This window comes from Massilia mucilaginosa (genome assembly GCF_011682145.1).
Taxonomy (GTDB): domain Bacteria; phylum Pseudomonadota; class Gammaproteobacteria; order Burkholderiales; family Burkholderiaceae_D; genus Telluria_A; species Telluria_A mucilaginosa.
Genome location: NZ_WHJH01000021.1, coordinates 45,360 through 60,311, shown reverse-complemented (window position 1 = coordinate 60,311; position 14,952 = coordinate 45,360). Strand labels below are relative to the sequence as shown.

Genomic DNA, 14,952 nt, shown 5'->3' with positions numbered 1-14,952 from the left:
AGGGAGATGAACGTTCGCACAAAAGCCCTGTTGAAACTGGTGGGAGGCTTGATCGGCTTTCTCATTCTGTACGCGACCCTCCTCAAGAACGGGGTGGGCGATGGGGGGCAGGGATCCCGCCTCAGGGTGATGGCACTGGCCGTTCCGGGCGCTTTCCTGCTGGCCGGCCTGATCGAAGTGATTACCGGCGCGCCGTTCCAGCAGGTGTCGACGCAATGGGACAGCCTGCAGGGCTGGCAGCGCGGTATCTTGGGAATCCTGATTGTGGTGGTGGCGGTCATCGTCCTGATGGGGACAATGGTGATGTTCGCGTAGGCGGGGAAGGGCGTCACGGGCCGCGGGCGGCCTGCGATAACGCCGACGCTGCCTGTCCGGCGCGTCGGCACTGCGAGCGAGAAGTTACTGGAAGGCCTGGATGCCGGTCTGCGCGCGTCCCAGGATCAGCGCATGAATGTCATGCGTGCCTTCATAGGTGTTGACCACTTCGAGATTGACCATGTGGCGGATCACGCCGAACTCGTCCGAAATGCCGTTACCGCCCAGCATGTCGCGCGCCACGCGGGCGATGTCCAGCGACTTGCCGCAGGAATTGCGCTTCATCATCGAGGTGATTTCCACCGCCGCCGTGCCGGCATCTTTCATGCGGCCCAATTGCAGGCAGCCTTGCAGGCCGAGCGTGATTTCGGTCTGCATGTCGGCCAGCTTCTTTTGCACCAGCTGATTGGCGGCCAGCGGACGGCCGAACTGCACGCGGTCCATGGTGTACTGGCGCGCGATGTGCCAGCAGGCTTCGGCCGCGCCCAGCGCGCCCCAGGCGATGCCGTAGCGGGCCGAGTTCAGGCAGGTGAACGGACCCTTCAGGCCGCGCACGTCCGGGAAGGCGTTTTCTTCCGGGCAAAACACATTGTCCATGACGATTTCGCCGGTGACCGAAGCGCGCAGGCCGAACTTGCCGTGGATCGCAGGCGCCGACAAACCGGCCATGCCCTTGTCGAGCACGAAGCCGCGGATCGCGCCTTCATCGTCCTTGGCCCAGACCACGAACACGTCGGCCACGGGCGAATTGGTGATCCACATCTTCGAGCCGGTCAGGGCGTAGCCGCCTGGAACCTTCCTGGCGCGCGTGATCATCGAGCCCGGGTCCGAACCGTGGTTCGGCTCGGTCAGGCCGAAGCAGCCGATCCATTCGCCGGTGGCCAGTTTCGGCAGGTATTTCTGGCGCTGTTCTTCGGTGCCGAATTCATAGATCGGCACCATCACCAGCGACGACTGCACGCTCATCATCGAGCGGTAGCCCGAATCGATGCGCTCGACTTCGCGCGCGATCAGGCCGTAGGCGACGTAGTTCAGGCCCGGGCCGCCGTACTGTTCCGGAATGGTCGGGCCGAGCAGGCCCAGTTCGCCCATTTCGCGGAAGATGCTCGTGTCCATGCGCTCGTGGCGGAAGGCCTCGAGGATGCGCGGCGCCAGCTTGTCCTGGCAGTACGCGGCTGCGGCGTCGCGCACCATGCGTTCATCGTCGCTCAGTTGGAGATTGAGCAGCAGCGGGTCGTCCCAGTGAAATTTGGCTTTGCTCGGCGCATCGGATCGGGTCATGGCGGTTCCTGTCTCTGTTTTAGTATTGGCGAATGGTGGGAATGGCTGGACAAACCAAACTTGTATAGACTGCTTTTTGGGTGATCCGGATTTTACCGCGTTTGGGTGCTGCCGAATTGCCCTGCGTGAAAAATGAGCGAGGCTTGCGGATGCACCGCGCACTCTTCGACTTCGCCCACGAAAATCACGTGGTCGCCCTCGGGATAGCGGCTGCGGTTGTGGCACTCGAACCATGCCGAGACGCCCTTGAGAATCGGCTGGCCGGTGCGCGAGAGCTCGTATTCGATGTCGCCGAACGGGTTTTCGCTGCGCCTGGCGAAGCGCTGCGCCAGGTGCGCCTGGTCGGCGCCCAGCACGTTGATGACGTAGTGCGAGTTGCCGCTGAAGATAGGCAAGCTGTTGGCAACGTTGCCGAGGCTCCACAACACCAGCGGCGGGTCGAGCGAGACCGAATTGAAGGAGCTGGCCGTCAGGCCACGGAAAGTGCCGTCGGCCAGGCGCGTCGTGATCACGGTCACGCCGGTGGCAAACTGCGACAGTGCCTGGCGAAACTGCGCCGTGTCGAATGCGCGCGTATCGGCGCGGGGTGAGCTAGTGTTCATTGTTGCCCTGTGGTTTATGACATTATGCCAAATTTTGGCGCCCTCCGGCTTTTCCCGCGCAGCCGGCCGCATCGATTGCAGGTGCATGCGGGCACGCTTTGCGTTACAGTGATTCTTATATCTATCCGTAACCGGAGCGAGCAATGAAAAACCAATCTGCGACCCAGGTGGCCATTCTGGGCGGCGGCTGCTTCTGGTGCCTGGAAGCGGTCTTTCTGGAAGCGCGCGGCGTGCTCAAGGTCGAGTGCGGCTACATGGGCGGACCAGAGGAACATCCGACCTACGAACAGGTCAGCGCCGGCGCCACCGGCCACGTCGAAGTGGTGCGCATCGTGTTCGATCCGGGCGCCATCGAGTACCACGACCTGCTCGAAGTGTTCTTCACGATCCACGATCCGACCACCTTGAACCGCCAGGGCAACGATGCCGGCCCTCAGTACCGCTCGGTCATTTTCGTCGATTCGCCCGAGCAGGAAGCGACCGCGCGCCAGGTGATCGCCCAGATGGCCTGCGTCTGGGACGCGCCCATCGTCACCGCCGTGGAGCCGGCGACAAGCTGGTACAAGGCCGAGGACGAGCACCAGAATTACTTCAGCCGCAATCCGCTGCAAGGCTATTGCGCCCTGGTCGTGGCCCCCAAGGTCAGCAAGTTCCTGGCGACCTACGCCGGGCGCCTGGCCTGAGCCGCGCGGGAGCCCCGATGAAGGTAGTCATCGTCGACGACACGCACATCAACCTGGTACTGATGTCGCGCCTGATGGACAAGCTCCCCGATGTCGAGACGGTGGCCTTCCAGTCGGCGCGCGACGCGCTGGCGTGGTGCCGCGCCCATCCCTGCGACCTGCTGGTGCTCGACTACATGATGCCCGACCTGAACGGACTCGATTTCATCGCCGCGCTCGGGGGCGAGGCGCGCGAGCGGCCACCGGTGCTGATGGTCACCGCCAGCCAGGACGTCGAAGTGCGCCACCGCGCGCTGGAAAACGGCGCCAACGATTTTCTGATCAAGCCGATCGACAAGGTCGAATTTTTGGCGCGCACCCGCAACATGCTCGAACTGCGGCGCGCCACCCTGGCCCTGCAAAGCCGCGCCAGCTGGCTGGCCAGCGAAGTGGGCAAGGCCACCGCCGAACTGCGCGCGCGCGAGCAGGAAACCATCCTGCTGCTGTGCCGCGCCTCCGAATACCGCGACCCCGAAACCGGCGCCCACATCCAGCGCATGGCCCATTACTCCTGCCTGATCGCGGCCGAACTGGGGCTGTCGAACGAGGAGCAGGCCTGCATCCTCAACGCCGCGCCGATGCACGACATCGGCAAGGTCGGCACGCCCGACCATATCCTGCTCAAGCCGGGCCGCCTGAACCCTGACGAGATGGACATCATGCGCCAGCACGCGGCGATCGGCTACAACATCCTCAAGGCGAGCGAAGCGAGCATGCTGCAACTGGCAGCCGTGATCGCCCACACCCACCACGAACGCTTCGACGGCCAGGGCTACCCGAACGGCTTGCAGGGCGAGGCCATTGCGCTGGTCGGGCGCATCGTCGCCGTGGCCGACGTGTTCGACGCCCTGACCAGCGTGCGCCCCTACAAGAACGCCTGGACCCTGGACGCGGCGCGCGCCTACCTGCTTGATAACAGCGGCAGCCATTTCGACCCGCAGTGCGTGGACGCGCTGCTGCGGCGCTGGCCGGCGGTGCTCGAAATCCGCGAGCGCTTCCGCGATTGCGCGCGCCAGGACGCGGCCTAAGGCGCCATGCGGCACAAGCGCTTGCTGCGCCAGCTGCGGCGCACGCTCGGCGTCAACAGCGAACGCGCCTTGCAGGAGCGCCTGGCCGGCTTGCGCGCGCTGGGCGACGCAGCCCTGGCCGAGGGCCTGTCCGCCTTGCTCGACGCGGTCTCGCGCAGCTACGGCGACGACGAGCGCGACCTGCAGGTGCGCACTCGCATGCTCGACATCAGCTCCGAAGAACTGACCGGCGCCAACGACCAGCTGCGCGCGGAAGCGGCGCGCCAGGGCGAGGTGCTGCGCTCGCTGCAAGCGAGCCTGGGACGGCTGGCCATGCCGGCCGCCCCGACGGCCGCCGGGGGCGGCGCCGCCGACGATGATCTGCTCGGCCTGACGCACGCCCTCGAACAACTGGTGCGGCAGCGCGAAAGCGCGCGCGAGCTGACCGAGCAGATTCTCGACCAGCTGCCCATTCCCGTGTTCCTGAAAGACCGCCAGGGACGTTTTGTCCGCTGCAACCGCCAGTTCGAGCAGTTCGCGCAGCGCACCCGCGACCGGATCGAGGGCTTCACCATCGCCGACTTCGGCCCGCGCCCCTGGACCGGCGCGGTACAGGAGGAAGACGAGCGGGCCTGGCGCAGCGGGCGCATGATCACCAGCGAGCGCCGCCTGGCGCACCTCGATCCGCCGCTCGACGTGGTGGTCAACCGCATCGTGATCCGCAGCGGCGGCGAACCCTACCTGCTGGGCTTCTTGATCGATGTCAGCGAACAGCGCGCCGCGCGCGACGCCATGCAGCACGCGGTCGAATCGGCGCAGGCGGCCAGCCGCGCCAAGAGCGAGTTCCTGGCCAACATGAGCCACGAGATCCGCACGCCGATGAACGGCATCCTCGGCATGACCGAACTGGTGCTCGAATCGCAGCTCGAGCCGCGCCAGCGCGAAGACCTGGCGCTGGTCAAGGGCTCGGCCGACGCGCTGTTGACCATCATCGACGACATCCTCGACTTTTCCAAGATCGAAGCCGGCAAGCTCGAGATCGAAGACGTGCCCTTCGACTTGCGCGCGCTGGTGCGGGAAACGCTGCGTTCGCTGGCGCTGCCGGCCCGCCGCAAAGGACTGGCGCTCGAATGCGAGCTGCCGCCGCACCTGCCGCCGGCGATGAAGGGCGACCCGGGCCGGCTGCGCCAGGTGCTGATCAACCTGCTCGGCAACGCCATCAAGTTCACCAGCGAAGGCGGGGTGACGCTCGGCGTGACCATGCGGCGCGCGCTGGAAGAGCGCTGCGAAGTCGAATTTTCGGTGCGCGACACCGGCATCGGCATCGCGCCGGACAAGCAGAAGCTGATCTTCGACGCCTTTTCGCAGGTCGACGGCTCCACCACGCGCCAGTACGGCGGCACCGGCCTGGGACTGACCATCTGCCGCCGCCTCGTGATCCTGATGCAGGGCGATATCGCCGTCAGCAGCGAGCCTGGCTGCGGCAGCGTGTTCCGCTTTACCGTACCGCTGGGGCAGATGGCGGCCGCCATGCCGGAGGCGCGCGCCGAGCTGCCAACAGCGCTGACCACCCCCGAGGCGGGCGCGCCGCCCGTGCCCGTGGCGCCAGCCGCGCCGCCGCAAAGGGCGGGGCGCCTGCACATCCTGCTGGCCGAGGACAACCCGGTCAACCAGCGCCTGGCGCTGCGCCTGCTGGAAAAAATGGGCCACCGGGTGACCCTGGCCGACAACGGCGTCGACGCGCTCGAACACGCGCTGCACGGCGCCGTCGACCTGGTGCTGATGGATGTGCAGATGCCCGGCCTGGACGGCCTGGCGGCCACGCGCATCCTGCGCCAGTGGGAAGCGGCGGCGGCCGCTGGCGGCCATGTGCCGGTGGTGGCGATGACGGCGCGCGCGATGCAGGGCGACCGCGAACGCTGTCTGGAGGCGGGCATGGACGATTACCTGTCCAAGCCGCTCGACAGCGCGCGCCTGCGCGAGGTGGTGGCGCGCTTTCATGGCCGGGGCGCCGGCGCGCTACTGGACTGGCGCGGCGCCTTGCTGCGCCTCGACGGCGACCGCGAACTGCTGCTCGAACTGGCCGCGCTGTTCATCGGCGACGGTCCGCAACTGCTGGACGCGCTCGACCAGGCGCTGGCCGCGGGCGACCGGGAAGCAGCGCAGCGCGCCGTGCACAGCCTGCAGGGTGTGCTGGTCAATTTTGGCGCGCAGCGCGCGATCGCCTGCACCGAACGGCTGGCCGCGCGTTTGCATGATGAGGCGCCCGGCCCGCTGCCGCCTGCGCTCACGAGGGAGCTGGCCGCCGCGCTGCAAGACGTTTTCGCGGCGCTGGGCGAGCAACTGGGCGGCGCCTGACGCGCGGCCGGCGCATTACCCGCGTCAACGCCTGATTCCCCTTCCCATTTTCTCGACGATTGCCGTGCGCGCGATGCCGCGCCTGGCCGTTTGTCGCCTGTTATTTCGGATAGGGGAGGCACTATACGAATCGTCAGGTACCCCGGCAACGCCGCCAGCTTATTCTAAGTCACGCCTGCCGATCGTTGCCGACGCCAGCCAGGCGCCGCACGTCGCAAGCGATTTTTCTCAACGCGTCATTGTTGGGTTTTTTCAAATCCAGAGGAGTGCACGGACATGAATGAACAAGGCTTGGTGTTAGCGCTGAACGAAGAACAGATTCGTCAGATTCACGCCCTTAGCGGACAACGGATGACGTCGATCCGGATCGTCCCCGACTTCCCTGGCGTGCAGGGCGCGCAGTCGGTGCAGGGCTATCAGGGCGGGCAGGGATACCAGGGGCCGCAAGCGTCCGCTGGCTTCCAGGGCACGCAAGCCGTCATCGGCCCGCTCGGCTTCCAGGGCTCGGTCGGGCCGTTCGGCTTCCAGGGGCCGCAGGCGATGGTCGGCTTCCAGGGACCGCAAGGTTTCTTCGGACCGTTCGGTTTTCAGGGCGCGCAGGGACCGGCGGGCTTTTTCAACCCGTTCGGCTTCCAGGGCGTCCAGGGACAGCAAGGCTACCAGGGGCCGCAGGCAGTATTCGGCTACCAGGGTCCGCAAGGCTTCATCGGGCCGCTCGGATTCCAGAGCTTTGTAGGGCAGCAGGGCTACCAGGGACCGCAGGGCACCTTCGGTTATCAAGGTGGGCAGGGCTTCCAGGGACCGTTCGGCTTCCAGGGCCAGGGCTTCCCCGGCCAGGGCTTCCAGGGTTTCCCGGGTTCGCAGGGATATCAGCGCTACTAAGCTGATCCGGTAGCGGGCGTGTCCCATGGCTTGGGTGATCCGGCATTGCCCAGGCCATTTTTCGGGCAGCGCGCCGCGCCGCGCTGCGAGCGTCAGCAACGTTCTTCTTCAACACCACAGAGTCAACAAGGGAGCATTATTGTGAATTCATCAGAGGTATTTTTTCCGGCCGGATGGCTGGCCCTGAGCAGCGAGCAGTCGGCGCAGATCAAATCGGTGCTGGGCAAGAATGTCAGCGCCGTTCCCGTGTATAACGTCGTGGCAATGGCCGGAAATAGCGGCTACCAGCCGCTTAACGTGGTGCCGGGGCTGGCCTGCCTGGTCGTGCACGAGGGCGCCCAGCAGCCATTCGGGGCGCAGGACCAGTCGTCGCGGGCACTGCCGGACGATATGGGGCACGAATCGCATGGCGGATCGTCGTTTGGCACGGATGCCAGATCGATAGCGCGCCAGGGCGAAGACGAGGCCGCCAAAAACGCCAAGCTCAAACTAAAGTAATCGGGCGCGCCGGAACGGGAGTGGCGCCACGCTACTCCTGCCGGGCATCCCCAGGAGTGTCTTCAGAGAGCATGGACGCCTTCCTGCCTGCGCATACATGTAGCGGCGCGACCACGGTAGCGCCGCCGGATCGCGCCCCGCCTTGCCGCACACGATCTGGTACAAACTGATCCAGTCATGCGTGAACGCATGCGTGCACCCGGCCAGGTACACCTGCCAGATGCGAAAGCGGCGCGCATCGGTCAAGCCTTTGATGCGCTCGCTGTTCGCCTCGAAATTGTCGGTCCACAGGGCGCAGGTGCGCGCGTAATGGCGCCGCAGGTTTTCCACATCGCGCACCTCCAGCCCGCCTTCCTGCATGGTCTTGATGACCGTGCCCAGGTGCGCCAGCTCTCCGTGCGGAAACACATACCGGCTGATGAATTCGCCGCCTCCGTGCGGCACGCCGTGACTGTCCGGACTGGTGCTGGTCAGCCCGTGGTTCATCGCCACCCCGTCGGACGTGAGCAGCGTCGCCATGCGGCGAAAATACGCCGGCAGCTGGCGCACCCCCACATGCTCGAACATGCCCACGCTGGTGATGCGGTCGAACTGGCCGCCGACGTCGCGGTAGTCCTGCAGGCGGATCTCGACCTGGCCTGTCAGGCCGGCCCGCGCGACCTGCTCGCGCGCCAGCCGCGCCTGGTTGTCGGACAGGGTGATGCCGACGCAGCGCGCCCCGTGCCGCTGAGCCGCCCGGATCGCCAGCGCGCCCCAGCCGCAGCCGATGTCGAGCAGGCGATGCCCCGGCCGCACGCCGATCTTGTTGAGGATATGGTCGATTTTCTTGAGCTGCGCCTCGGCCAGGGTTTCGTTGCCGTTCTCAAAGTAGGCGCACGAATACACCATGTTCGGATCGAGCCAGGCGCCGTAGAACTCGTTGGACACATCGTAGTGATAGCGCACCGCCTGCGCATCGCGCTTGCGCGTGTGGCTGCCGGCAAGTGCGTCGCCTAGTGCGTCGCCTAGCGCCCCGCCGATTGCGCCGAACAGGCGGTCCAGCCCGAGTGCGGGCAGCGCCCCGCGCATGTTGCCGGCCAGCGAATTGGCGGCCAGCGCATTGACCACGGCAATCATGTCGTTGGCGCGCCCGCTGACGTCGATCACGCCTTCCACATACGCGCGGCCCAACTTGTACAGCGATGGCGACAGCAGGTGGCGCAGCGCACTGGCGCGCGGCACACGCACGGTCACGCGCGGTGGATCGGGCGAGAAATCGAAGCGCTGCCCGTTCCACAGCTCCACCCGCAAAGGAAGCGAGGGCTGGCTGCGCAGTCCTTCGCTCCAGGCCCTCAGTCTGATCTGGTTGAACACGCACACCTCCGGACGATCGTTGCCGGCCCGTGTGCGTGCACACCGGCCGTTAAGGTTGCAACCGTTCGCGCGCCCAGCTGCCGTCGCTTTGCAGCGTGTACACGATGCGGTCGTGAAAGCGCGAGCGGCGTCCCTGCCAGAACTCGATCCGTTCGGGTACCAGGCGGAAGCCGCCCCAGTTGTCGGGACGTGGCGGCTCCTCGCCGTATTGCTTGGCTACAGCGTCATAGTTCTGTTCCAGCGCGCCGCGATTGGCGATTGGCTCGCTTTGCGCGGACGCAATCGCAGCCAGCCGGCTTTTCAGCGGACGGCTGTGGAAATACTTGTCGCTTTCTTCCGCAGAAGTGCGCTCTACCTTCCCTTCGATCCGGATCTGGCGTTCGAGTTCCGTCCAAAAGAACAGTAATGCCGCATGCGGGTTGCCGGCCAGCTGGCGGCCCTTCTGGCTGTTGTAGTTGGTGTACCAGGTAAAGCCGCGCGGATCGAACTGCTTGATCAGCACGATGCGCGAGGTGGGCCGGCCCTGTTCGTCCACGGTCGCCACGCTCATCGCGTTCGGCTCGTTGACCTGGGCCTTGAGCGCTTCCTCGAACCAGGTCGTAAATTGCACGAACGGATCGTCGGCCACGTCGTTCTCGCTCAGGCTGGCCTGGCCGTAATCCTTGCGCAGGCTGGCCACGGCGTCGCCGCTGGACGCTGGCTCCGCCGCCGTGGCTGCCGGGGCGGCGGTGGGCGCGATGCCGCGCCGTTGCCGCATCGCCTGGCCCAGAGTTGCCATCTGCCCGGCACTGAACAGGCGCTTGGCCATCGGCGCGATGTGGCCTTCCTCGCGCTCCATATGGGCGCGGTACATGGCGGCAAAGCGCTGCACGTCGTGCTCGCGCAGCAGCGCGGCGCTGCCGTCGGCGATGGCGGAAAGTTGCTCGTGCAAGTCTTGCCACATGCCGTCCATCTGGCGGTGCTCGTCGAGGATGCCGGGCACGAGTTCGGTCAGCAGGTCGGCGTCGGCGCCGCTGGCGGTGCTGCGCAGCATCGGCACCAGGTTCTGTTCTTCGTCTTCGTGATGGAGCGGGGCGGCCTGGTCGAAATATTTCATCACCGCGCGCGCGGCCTGGCGCGCTTCGTCGTCGGCGCCGTGGCTGGCCAGGTGCGGCAGCAATTTTTCCAGGGTCGCCAGCTGTTTGCGGATGCGGTCGTGGCAGTGTTTCAGCACCGCGATCGGCTGGTCGAAACCGGGGGCGCTGTCGGGCAGGGCGTAGCTCATGGAGATTTCTCGCTTGTGGCTGGTGGTAAATACCCTGGTGGCGTTGACATGCGCTTTCGCGTTATTCGTTACACTCAACAGCGTCGTTCCCGCGCGGGCGGGAACCCAAGTTTTGTCGAACCGCCAATGGCAGCGGAACGAACTTGGGTTCCCGCTTGCGCGGGAACGACGGAGTGACGTCACCGCCATCGGGAACATACCGGTCATTTTAGAGCAGTCTGTCCGGCCGCGTCCGTTAAAATGGCGGCATGAATACCATCACTATCCCCTCACTTCCCCTCGATACCAGCGAGGTCGACTTCGAGCGCCGCTTCGGCGGCATCGGCCGCCTGTACGGCGACGCCGCGCTGGCGCGCTTCCGCTGCGCCCATGTGTGCGTGATCGGCGTCGGCGGCGTCGGCTCCTGGATCGTCGAGGCGCTGGCGCGTTCGGCCATCGGCCAGCTCACCCTGATCGACCTCGACAACGTGGCCGAATCGAACATCAACCGCCAGATCCAGGCCCTCACCGACACCGTCGGCCAGGCCAAGATCGGCGCGCTGGCCGAGCGCATCGCCCAGATCAACCCCTTCTGCAAGGTCAATCTGATCGAAGAGTTCATCGATCCGGGCAACCTCGACCAGATGATCGGCGCCCACCAGTACGACTACGTGGTCGACGCCATCGACAACGTCAAGGCCAAGGCCGCGCTGATCGCGTACTGCCGCGACCATCAGTTGCCGATGGTGATCATCGGCAGCGCCGGCGGCAAGACCGACCCGACCCGCATCGAACTGCGCGACCTGTCCAAAACCGAACAGGAGCCGCTGCTGAAAATGGTGCGCAAGCGCTTGCGCAACGACTACGGCTTCCCGCGCAGCCTGAAAACCAAGTTCAACGTCGATGCCGTCTTTTCGATGGAACCGCTGACCATGCCCGAAGGCGATAGCTGCAGCGTAGATGGCGACGGCGACGGCGACGGCATCACCGGCCTGAACTGCGCCGGCTTCGGATCGAGCATGGTCGTCACCGCGACCTTCGGCATGGTCGCCGCCGGCCACCTGCTGCGCCGTCTTGCCGACAGTGCGATTCACGCGCCTTCTGTGCAGGCGCCCGAGGCCTTGCTATCATAGCGTTGCAGAATTACCCAGTTTGACCGTTGTTCACTGAATCTTACTGAAAGAGATCACATCATGCGCCGTCCTATTTCCGTATTCCTGATGTGCGCCGCCGCGGCATCGATGGCCCAGGCCGCCGGCCAGACGCCGCCCGCTCCCGAGACGCCAGCGGCAGCGACCGTGCCAGCCACCCCACCGGCGGCTGACGCACCGGCCGCCCCTGCGGCGCCTGCCGCCACGCCCCAGCCGCCCGCGCAAGCCCAGCCTGCCACGCCGCCAGGCACCGTGGTGCTGGCCGAGCCGGTTCTCGATCCGCTGGTCGCCACCGACACCAAGGTCGGCACCGGCGCCGAAGCGACCGCCGGCAGCAAGGTATTCGTGCACTACACCGGCTGGCTGTACAAGCCGATGGCGACGCGCCAGCGCGGCCGCCAGTTCGACTCCTCGCTCACGCGCGGCGCGCCGCTCGAATTCGTGCTCGGCACCGGGCGCGTGATCAAGGGCTGGGACCAGGGCGTACTGGGCATGAAAGTGGGCGGCAAGCGCACCCTGATCATCCCGAGCTACCTTGGCTACGGCAAGCGCGGCGCGCCAGGCGGCGGCATTCCGCCGGATGCCGATTTGATCTTCGACGTGGAACTTGTTAACGTCAAGTAAGAGCCTATTTCGGTAGGCCGGGGGAAGCAGGGGGCGACGTGCGCGTAGGCGATGCATGGCTGGCGCGGGCAAGGCGTGAGGAGGCCGCATGGCTAGCCATGCAACGACGAACAACGCCGCCCCCGTCTGCCAGGCGCGCCAACTGCGACGCCGGCCTACCGTGATAGGCTCTATGTCCAATCCATCACAGCGGGAGAGTGAGCATGAGAATCGCAAACGACGTCACTGAGTTGATCGGTAATACCCCGCTGGTCCGGATCCGCAAACTGGCGCAGGGCGCCGGTGCCGACATCCTCGCCAAGCTGGAGTTCTACAATCCGGCCCACAGCGTCAAGGACCGGATCGGCCTGGCCATGGTCGAAGCGGCCGAGGCGGCCGGCAAGATCGGGCCGGACACCGTCATCGTCGAACCCACCAGCGGCAACACCGGCATCGCGCTGGCCATGGTGTGCGCGGCGCGCGGCTATCGCTGCAAGCTGGTCATGCCCGAAACCATGAGCAGCGAGCGGCGCATGCTGTTGCGCGCCTATGGCGCCGAGCTGGTGCTCACCCCGGGGCCGGAAGGCATGCTCGGCGCCATCAAGGTGGCCGAAGAACTGGTGGCGGCCAATCCCAACTACTTCATGCCGCAGCAGTTCAACAATCCCGCCAACCCCGATGTGCACCGCCGTACCACGGCCGAAGAAATCTGGCGCGACACCGACGGCAAGGTCGATATCCTGGTCGCTGGCGTCGGCACCGGCGGCACCATTACCGGCGTGGGCGAAGTGCTCAAGGCGCGCAAACCGGGCTTCCAGGCCATCGCGGTCGAGCCGGAAGCCTCGCCCGTGCTGTCCAAGGGCAGCAAGGGGCCGCACCCGATCCAGGGCATCGGCGCCGGTTTCGTGCCGCAGGTGCTCAACCGCGCCGCCTTCGACGAAGTCATTTGCGTGAGCAACGACGCCGCCTTCGAGACCGCGCGCGCAGCCGCGCGCGAAGAAGGGCTGCTGGTCGGCATTTCGTCGGGTGCGGCATTGTGGGCCGCGATCCAGGTGGCGCGCCGTCCCGAAAACGCGGGCAAGGTGATCGTGACGATCATCCCGTCGTTCGGCGAACGTTATCTGTCCACGCCGCTGTTTGCCAACCTGGCGGGCTGACGTGACGAGCGGCGCCGGCGCTTGCTGATCCGGCGCTCGCGTCGTGTTCTGGCTGTTTTTCTGCGCCTTGCTCGCTACGCCCTTTGCCAGCCCGGTGGCGGCCTGGTTTCTGTCGCGGCAGGCGCCGCCGGTGCAGCGCCGCATGTTGGTGCTGCTCGTCGCCAGTGTCGTCGTGGTGGTGGGCGCGCTGGCGCTCAATCTGTCCACGGCGAGCGCCGCGCTCAATGCGGTCTTGTCGATTGTGGCCTGGCTGGCCTTCGCGGTGCTCGGCATGTCGGCTTACCGCCTGCGTCCCAAGGTGCTCGCTTACCTGCTTGGCTCGGTTGCCGCGATTCCCGGCATCGCGGGCTTGCTGTTCGCCACCGTTGGCGCGATGGGACTGATGGGCGCCGTTGCCGACATCGCCGCGCGGCATGCCGAGCAGCTGGCGCCGCGTTGGCGCTGCTATGTCGATGTCGTCGAAGACCGGGAAACCAGCCAGGAAGCCTACGAGGTCACGCTCAAGCGCCAGTCGCCCGTGCTGCCCTGGTTCGAATACAGCCCGCGCACGGTGCGGCTGGACGACCTCGATATCGAGGCCACCGAGGCCTGCCGCCACGCCTTTGCACGTGAGGCGGGCATGCCATCGACTATTCAACGGAGCGGAAAATCACCATGAACGACTTGCTGGAGCGGCTGCAAAGCTGCATCGAATCGCGTTTCCCGAGCATGGCAGCGAGCCTGAATCCTGGCGCCAGCCAGGCGGCCATCGACGCCTTCGAGCGCGCCATCGGCAGGCCGCTGCCGCCGTCGCTACGGGCCCTGTACAGCTGGCACGATGGCCAAGCGGACTGCGCCGACCAGATTGCACTCGGTTTGTTCTTCGGCTTGCCGTTCCTGCCTCTCGATGCCACCCTGGCGCATTGGAACAGCGAAACGGCCGGACAAGCTGGGGATGATGTGTCGTCCTACACTTGCCTGCCACCGCTGACCATCCGTCCGCGTGCGGCCAGCAAGGCATGGATTCCGCTGGCGGACGACGCCGGCGGCGCTTATCTGGGCATCGACCTCGACCCCGACACCGCCGGCAGCGTGGGCCAGGTGATCTCGTTCGGCGGGCGAGAATTCGTCCGGGTGCAGGCGGGCGCCAGCCTGGAACAATTCCTGGAACGCCTGCTTGGACTGTACGCCAATGGCGAGTACGCGCTGGTGGAAGAGGACGAAGGCGATTTCAGCCTGTCCACCGTGAATCCCGAGACGCGCCACTTCCTCGACTACCTGCGCCTGAAGGCGGCAGGCGCGCGATGATCGCCGTCCAGCTTGTCGAGATCCGCTGGACCAAGGCCACCCGTGGCGCCCCGCGCGCAAATGAACGGGCGCTGCTGCCACGCGCCTTTGCGCTGTTGCAGACTGGCGCGCAGTATGTCTGCCAGACCTACCTGATGCATGAACGCGACGGCTTCGCTGCCGTCTTGAAGAAGGAAAAACAGGCCGACCAGGCCGCGCTCAAGGAGCGCAGCCTGGTGCTCCGCCCGCGTGACGATGGCTTGCTGGTGCTCGGCCTGAAATGGGACCCGTCCGAAGGCCAGCCGCGCCGTCCGGCGTTCAATACGGCGCTCCGGCTTGCCCCCGGGCAGACAGCGCGCCTGATCCTCAACGGCCGCCACGCGTCGTACATCGGCCAGGAATACGCCGAAGTGATCTACAACGTGGCCTATGGCGACACCATCGCGCCCGACTGCTTTATCGCGCGCGCGCCGGACCAGCAATTGAGCCTGGCCGCGCACCTGTTCTGAGCGCG

General features: G+C 66.1%; 16 protein-coding genes. 12 read left to right on the top strand and 4 right to left on the bottom strand.

Annotation, left to right across the window (positions count from 1 at the left end):
* Nucleotides 1-6 precede the first annotated feature (6 nt).
* Nucleotides 7-315, top strand: coding sequence for a hypothetical protein (locus F2P45_RS17765; RefSeq protein ID WP_166877877.1), 309 nt, complete (start codon nt 7-9; stop codon nt 313-315).
* An 84-nt stretch (nt 316-399) separates the two neighbouring features.
* Here the strand turns inward: F2P45_RS17765 and F2P45_RS17760 are convergent, their stop codons facing one another.
* Both F2P45_RS17760 and F2P45_RS17755 read right to left on the bottom strand, forming a co-directional pair.
* Nucleotides 400-1,596 carry an acyl-CoA dehydrogenase gene (locus tag F2P45_RS17760; protein ID WP_166877875.1) on the bottom strand — a complete coding sequence of 399 codons (1,197 nt, stop codon included), beginning with the start codon at nt 1,594-1,596 and terminating at the stop codon, nt 400-402.
* Between the two features lie 92 nt (nt 1,597-1,688).
* Nucleotides 1,689-2,198: a flavin reductase family protein gene (locus tag F2P45_RS17755; RefSeq protein WP_166877872.1), complete on the bottom strand. Its 510-nt coding sequence runs from the start codon at nt 2,196-2,198 to the stop codon at nt 1,689-1,691.
* A 143-nt stretch (nt 2,199-2,341) separates the two neighbouring features.
* Here F2P45_RS17755 and msrA point away from each other — a divergent pair, with 143 nt between their 5' ends.
* The 5 genes from msrA (at nt 2,342) to F2P45_RS17730 (ending at nt 7,665) form a co-directional block, all read left to right on the top strand.
* Nucleotides 2,342-2,881, top strand: coding sequence for a peptide-methionine (S)-S-oxide reductase MsrA (gene msrA, locus F2P45_RS17750; RefSeq protein WP_166877869.1), 540 nt, complete (start codon nt 2,342-2,344; stop codon nt 2,879-2,881).
* 17 nt (nt 2,882-2,898) lie between these two features.
* Complete coding sequence (locus F2P45_RS17745) at nt 2,899-3,948, top strand: HD-GYP domain-containing protein (protein WP_166877866.1); 1,050 nt, start codon at nt 2,899-2,901, stop codon at nt 3,946-3,948.
* A 6-nt stretch (nt 3,949-3,954) separates the two neighbouring features.
* Nucleotides 3,955-6,285, top strand: a complete 2,331-nt coding sequence (locus F2P45_RS17740) for a hybrid sensor histidine kinase/response regulator (protein ID WP_229505139.1) — start codon at nt 3,955-3,957, stop codon at nt 6,283-6,285.
* 276 nt (nt 6,286-6,561) lie between these two features.
* Nucleotides 6,562-7,167: a hypothetical protein gene (locus F2P45_RS17735; RefSeq protein WP_166877863.1), complete on the top strand. Its 606-nt coding sequence runs from the start codon at nt 6,562-6,564 to the stop codon at nt 7,165-7,167.
* 141 nt (nt 7,168-7,308) lie between these two features.
* Nucleotides 7,309-7,665 (top strand): hypothetical protein, encoded by a 357-nt coding sequence (locus tag F2P45_RS17730; protein WP_166877860.1) that lies wholly within the window; start codon nt 7,309-7,311, stop codon nt 7,663-7,665.
* On the opposite strand, the gene F2P45_RS17725 is transcribed toward F2P45_RS17730, so the two are convergent.
* Entirely contained in the window at nt 7,657-9,018 is a 1,362-nt protein-coding gene (locus F2P45_RS17725) for a class I SAM-dependent methyltransferase (RefSeq protein ID WP_166877857.1), read from the bottom strand. The genes F2P45_RS17730 and F2P45_RS17725 overlap by 9 nt on opposite strands.
* Before the next feature lie 49 nt (nt 9,019-9,067).
* On the bottom strand, nt 9,068-10,282 hold the full coding sequence (pdxH, locus tag F2P45_RS17720; RefSeq protein ID WP_166877854.1) for a pyridoxamine 5'-phosphate oxidase: 1,215 nt from the start codon (nt 10,280-10,282) through the stop codon (nt 9,068-9,070).
* 248 nt (nt 10,283-10,530) lie between these two features.
* Between pdxH and F2P45_RS17715 the strand changes: the two genes are divergently transcribed.
* From F2P45_RS17715 to F2P45_RS17690, 6 genes are all read left to right on the top strand, one after another.
* Nucleotides 10,531-11,394, top strand: coding sequence for a tRNA threonylcarbamoyladenosine dehydratase (locus F2P45_RS17715; protein ID WP_166877852.1), 864 nt, complete (start codon nt 10,531-10,533; stop codon nt 11,392-11,394).
* A 60-nt stretch (nt 11,395-11,454) separates the two neighbouring features.
* A complete protein-coding gene (locus tag F2P45_RS17710) occupies nt 11,455-12,036 on the top strand; it encodes an FKBP-type peptidyl-prolyl cis-trans isomerase (RefSeq protein WP_166877849.1) in 582 nt (193 codons plus the stop codon).
* Between the two features lie 203 nt (nt 12,037-12,239).
* On the top strand, nt 12,240-13,172 hold the full coding sequence (gene cysK / locus F2P45_RS17705) for a cysteine synthase A (protein ID WP_166877847.1): 933 nt from the start codon (nt 12,240-12,242) through the stop codon (nt 13,170-13,172).
* 43 nt (nt 13,173-13,215) lie between these two features.
* Nucleotides 13,216-13,830, top strand: coding sequence for a hypothetical protein (locus tag F2P45_RS17700; protein ID WP_166877845.1), 615 nt, complete (start codon nt 13,216-13,218; stop codon nt 13,828-13,830).
* A complete protein-coding gene (locus F2P45_RS17695; protein ID WP_166877843.1) occupies nt 13,827-14,459 on the top strand; it encodes an SMI1/KNR4 family protein in 633 nt (210 codons plus the stop codon). Before F2P45_RS17700 ends, F2P45_RS17695 begins: the two co-directional genes overlap by 4 nt.
* Entirely contained in the window at nt 14,456-14,947 is a 492-nt protein-coding gene (locus F2P45_RS17690) for a hypothetical protein (RefSeq protein WP_166877840.1), read from the top strand. The genes F2P45_RS17695 and F2P45_RS17690 overlap by 4 nt, the downstream gene beginning before the upstream one ends.
* The last annotated feature ends 5 nt before the right edge of the window (nt 14,948-14,952 follow it).

Coding starts and splice junctions, on each gene's coding strand:
- F2P45_RS17760 (WP_166877875.1), bottom strand. CDS start 1,596: ATGACCCGATCCGATGCGCCGAGCAAAGCCAAATTTCACTGGGACGAC.
- F2P45_RS17715 (WP_166877852.1), top strand. CDS start 10,531: ATGAATACCATCACTATCCCCTCACTTCCCCTCGATACCAGCGAGGTC.
- pdxH (WP_166877854.1), bottom strand. CDS start 10,282: ATGAGCTACGCCCTGCCCGACAGCGCCCCCGGTTTCGACCAGCCGATC.
- F2P45_RS17695 (WP_166877843.1), top strand. CDS start 13,827: ATGAACGACTTGCTGGAGCGGCTGCAAAGCTGCATCGAATCGCGTTTC.
- F2P45_RS17690 (WP_166877840.1), top strand. CDS start 14,456: ATGATCGCCGTCCAGCTTGTCGAGATCCGCTGGACCAAGGCCACCCGT.
- cysK (WP_166877847.1), top strand. CDS start 12,240: ATGAGAATCGCAAACGACGTCACTGAGTTGATCGGTAATACCCCGCTG.
- F2P45_RS17745 (WP_166877866.1), top strand. CDS start 2,899: ATGAAGGTAGTCATCGTCGACGACACGCACATCAACCTGGTACTGATG.
- F2P45_RS17755 (WP_166877872.1), bottom strand. CDS start 2,198: ATGAACACTAGCTCACCCCGCGCCGATACGCGCGCATTCGACACGGCG.
- F2P45_RS17740 (WP_229505139.1), top strand. CDS start 3,955: ATGCGGCACAAGCGCTTGCTGCGCCAGCTGCGGCGCACGCTCGGCGTC.
- msrA (WP_166877869.1), top strand. CDS start 2,342: ATGAAAAACCAATCTGCGACCCAGGTGGCCATTCTGGGCGGCGGCTGC.
- F2P45_RS17765 (WP_166877877.1), top strand. CDS start 7: ATGAACGTTCGCACAAAAGCCCTGTTGAAACTGGTGGGAGGCTTGATC.
- F2P45_RS17735 (WP_166877863.1), top strand. CDS start 6,562: ATGAATGAACAAGGCTTGGTGTTAGCGCTGAACGAAGAACAGATTCGT.
- F2P45_RS17710 (WP_166877849.1), top strand. CDS start 11,455: ATGCGCCGTCCTATTTCCGTATTCCTGATGTGCGCCGCCGCGGCATCG.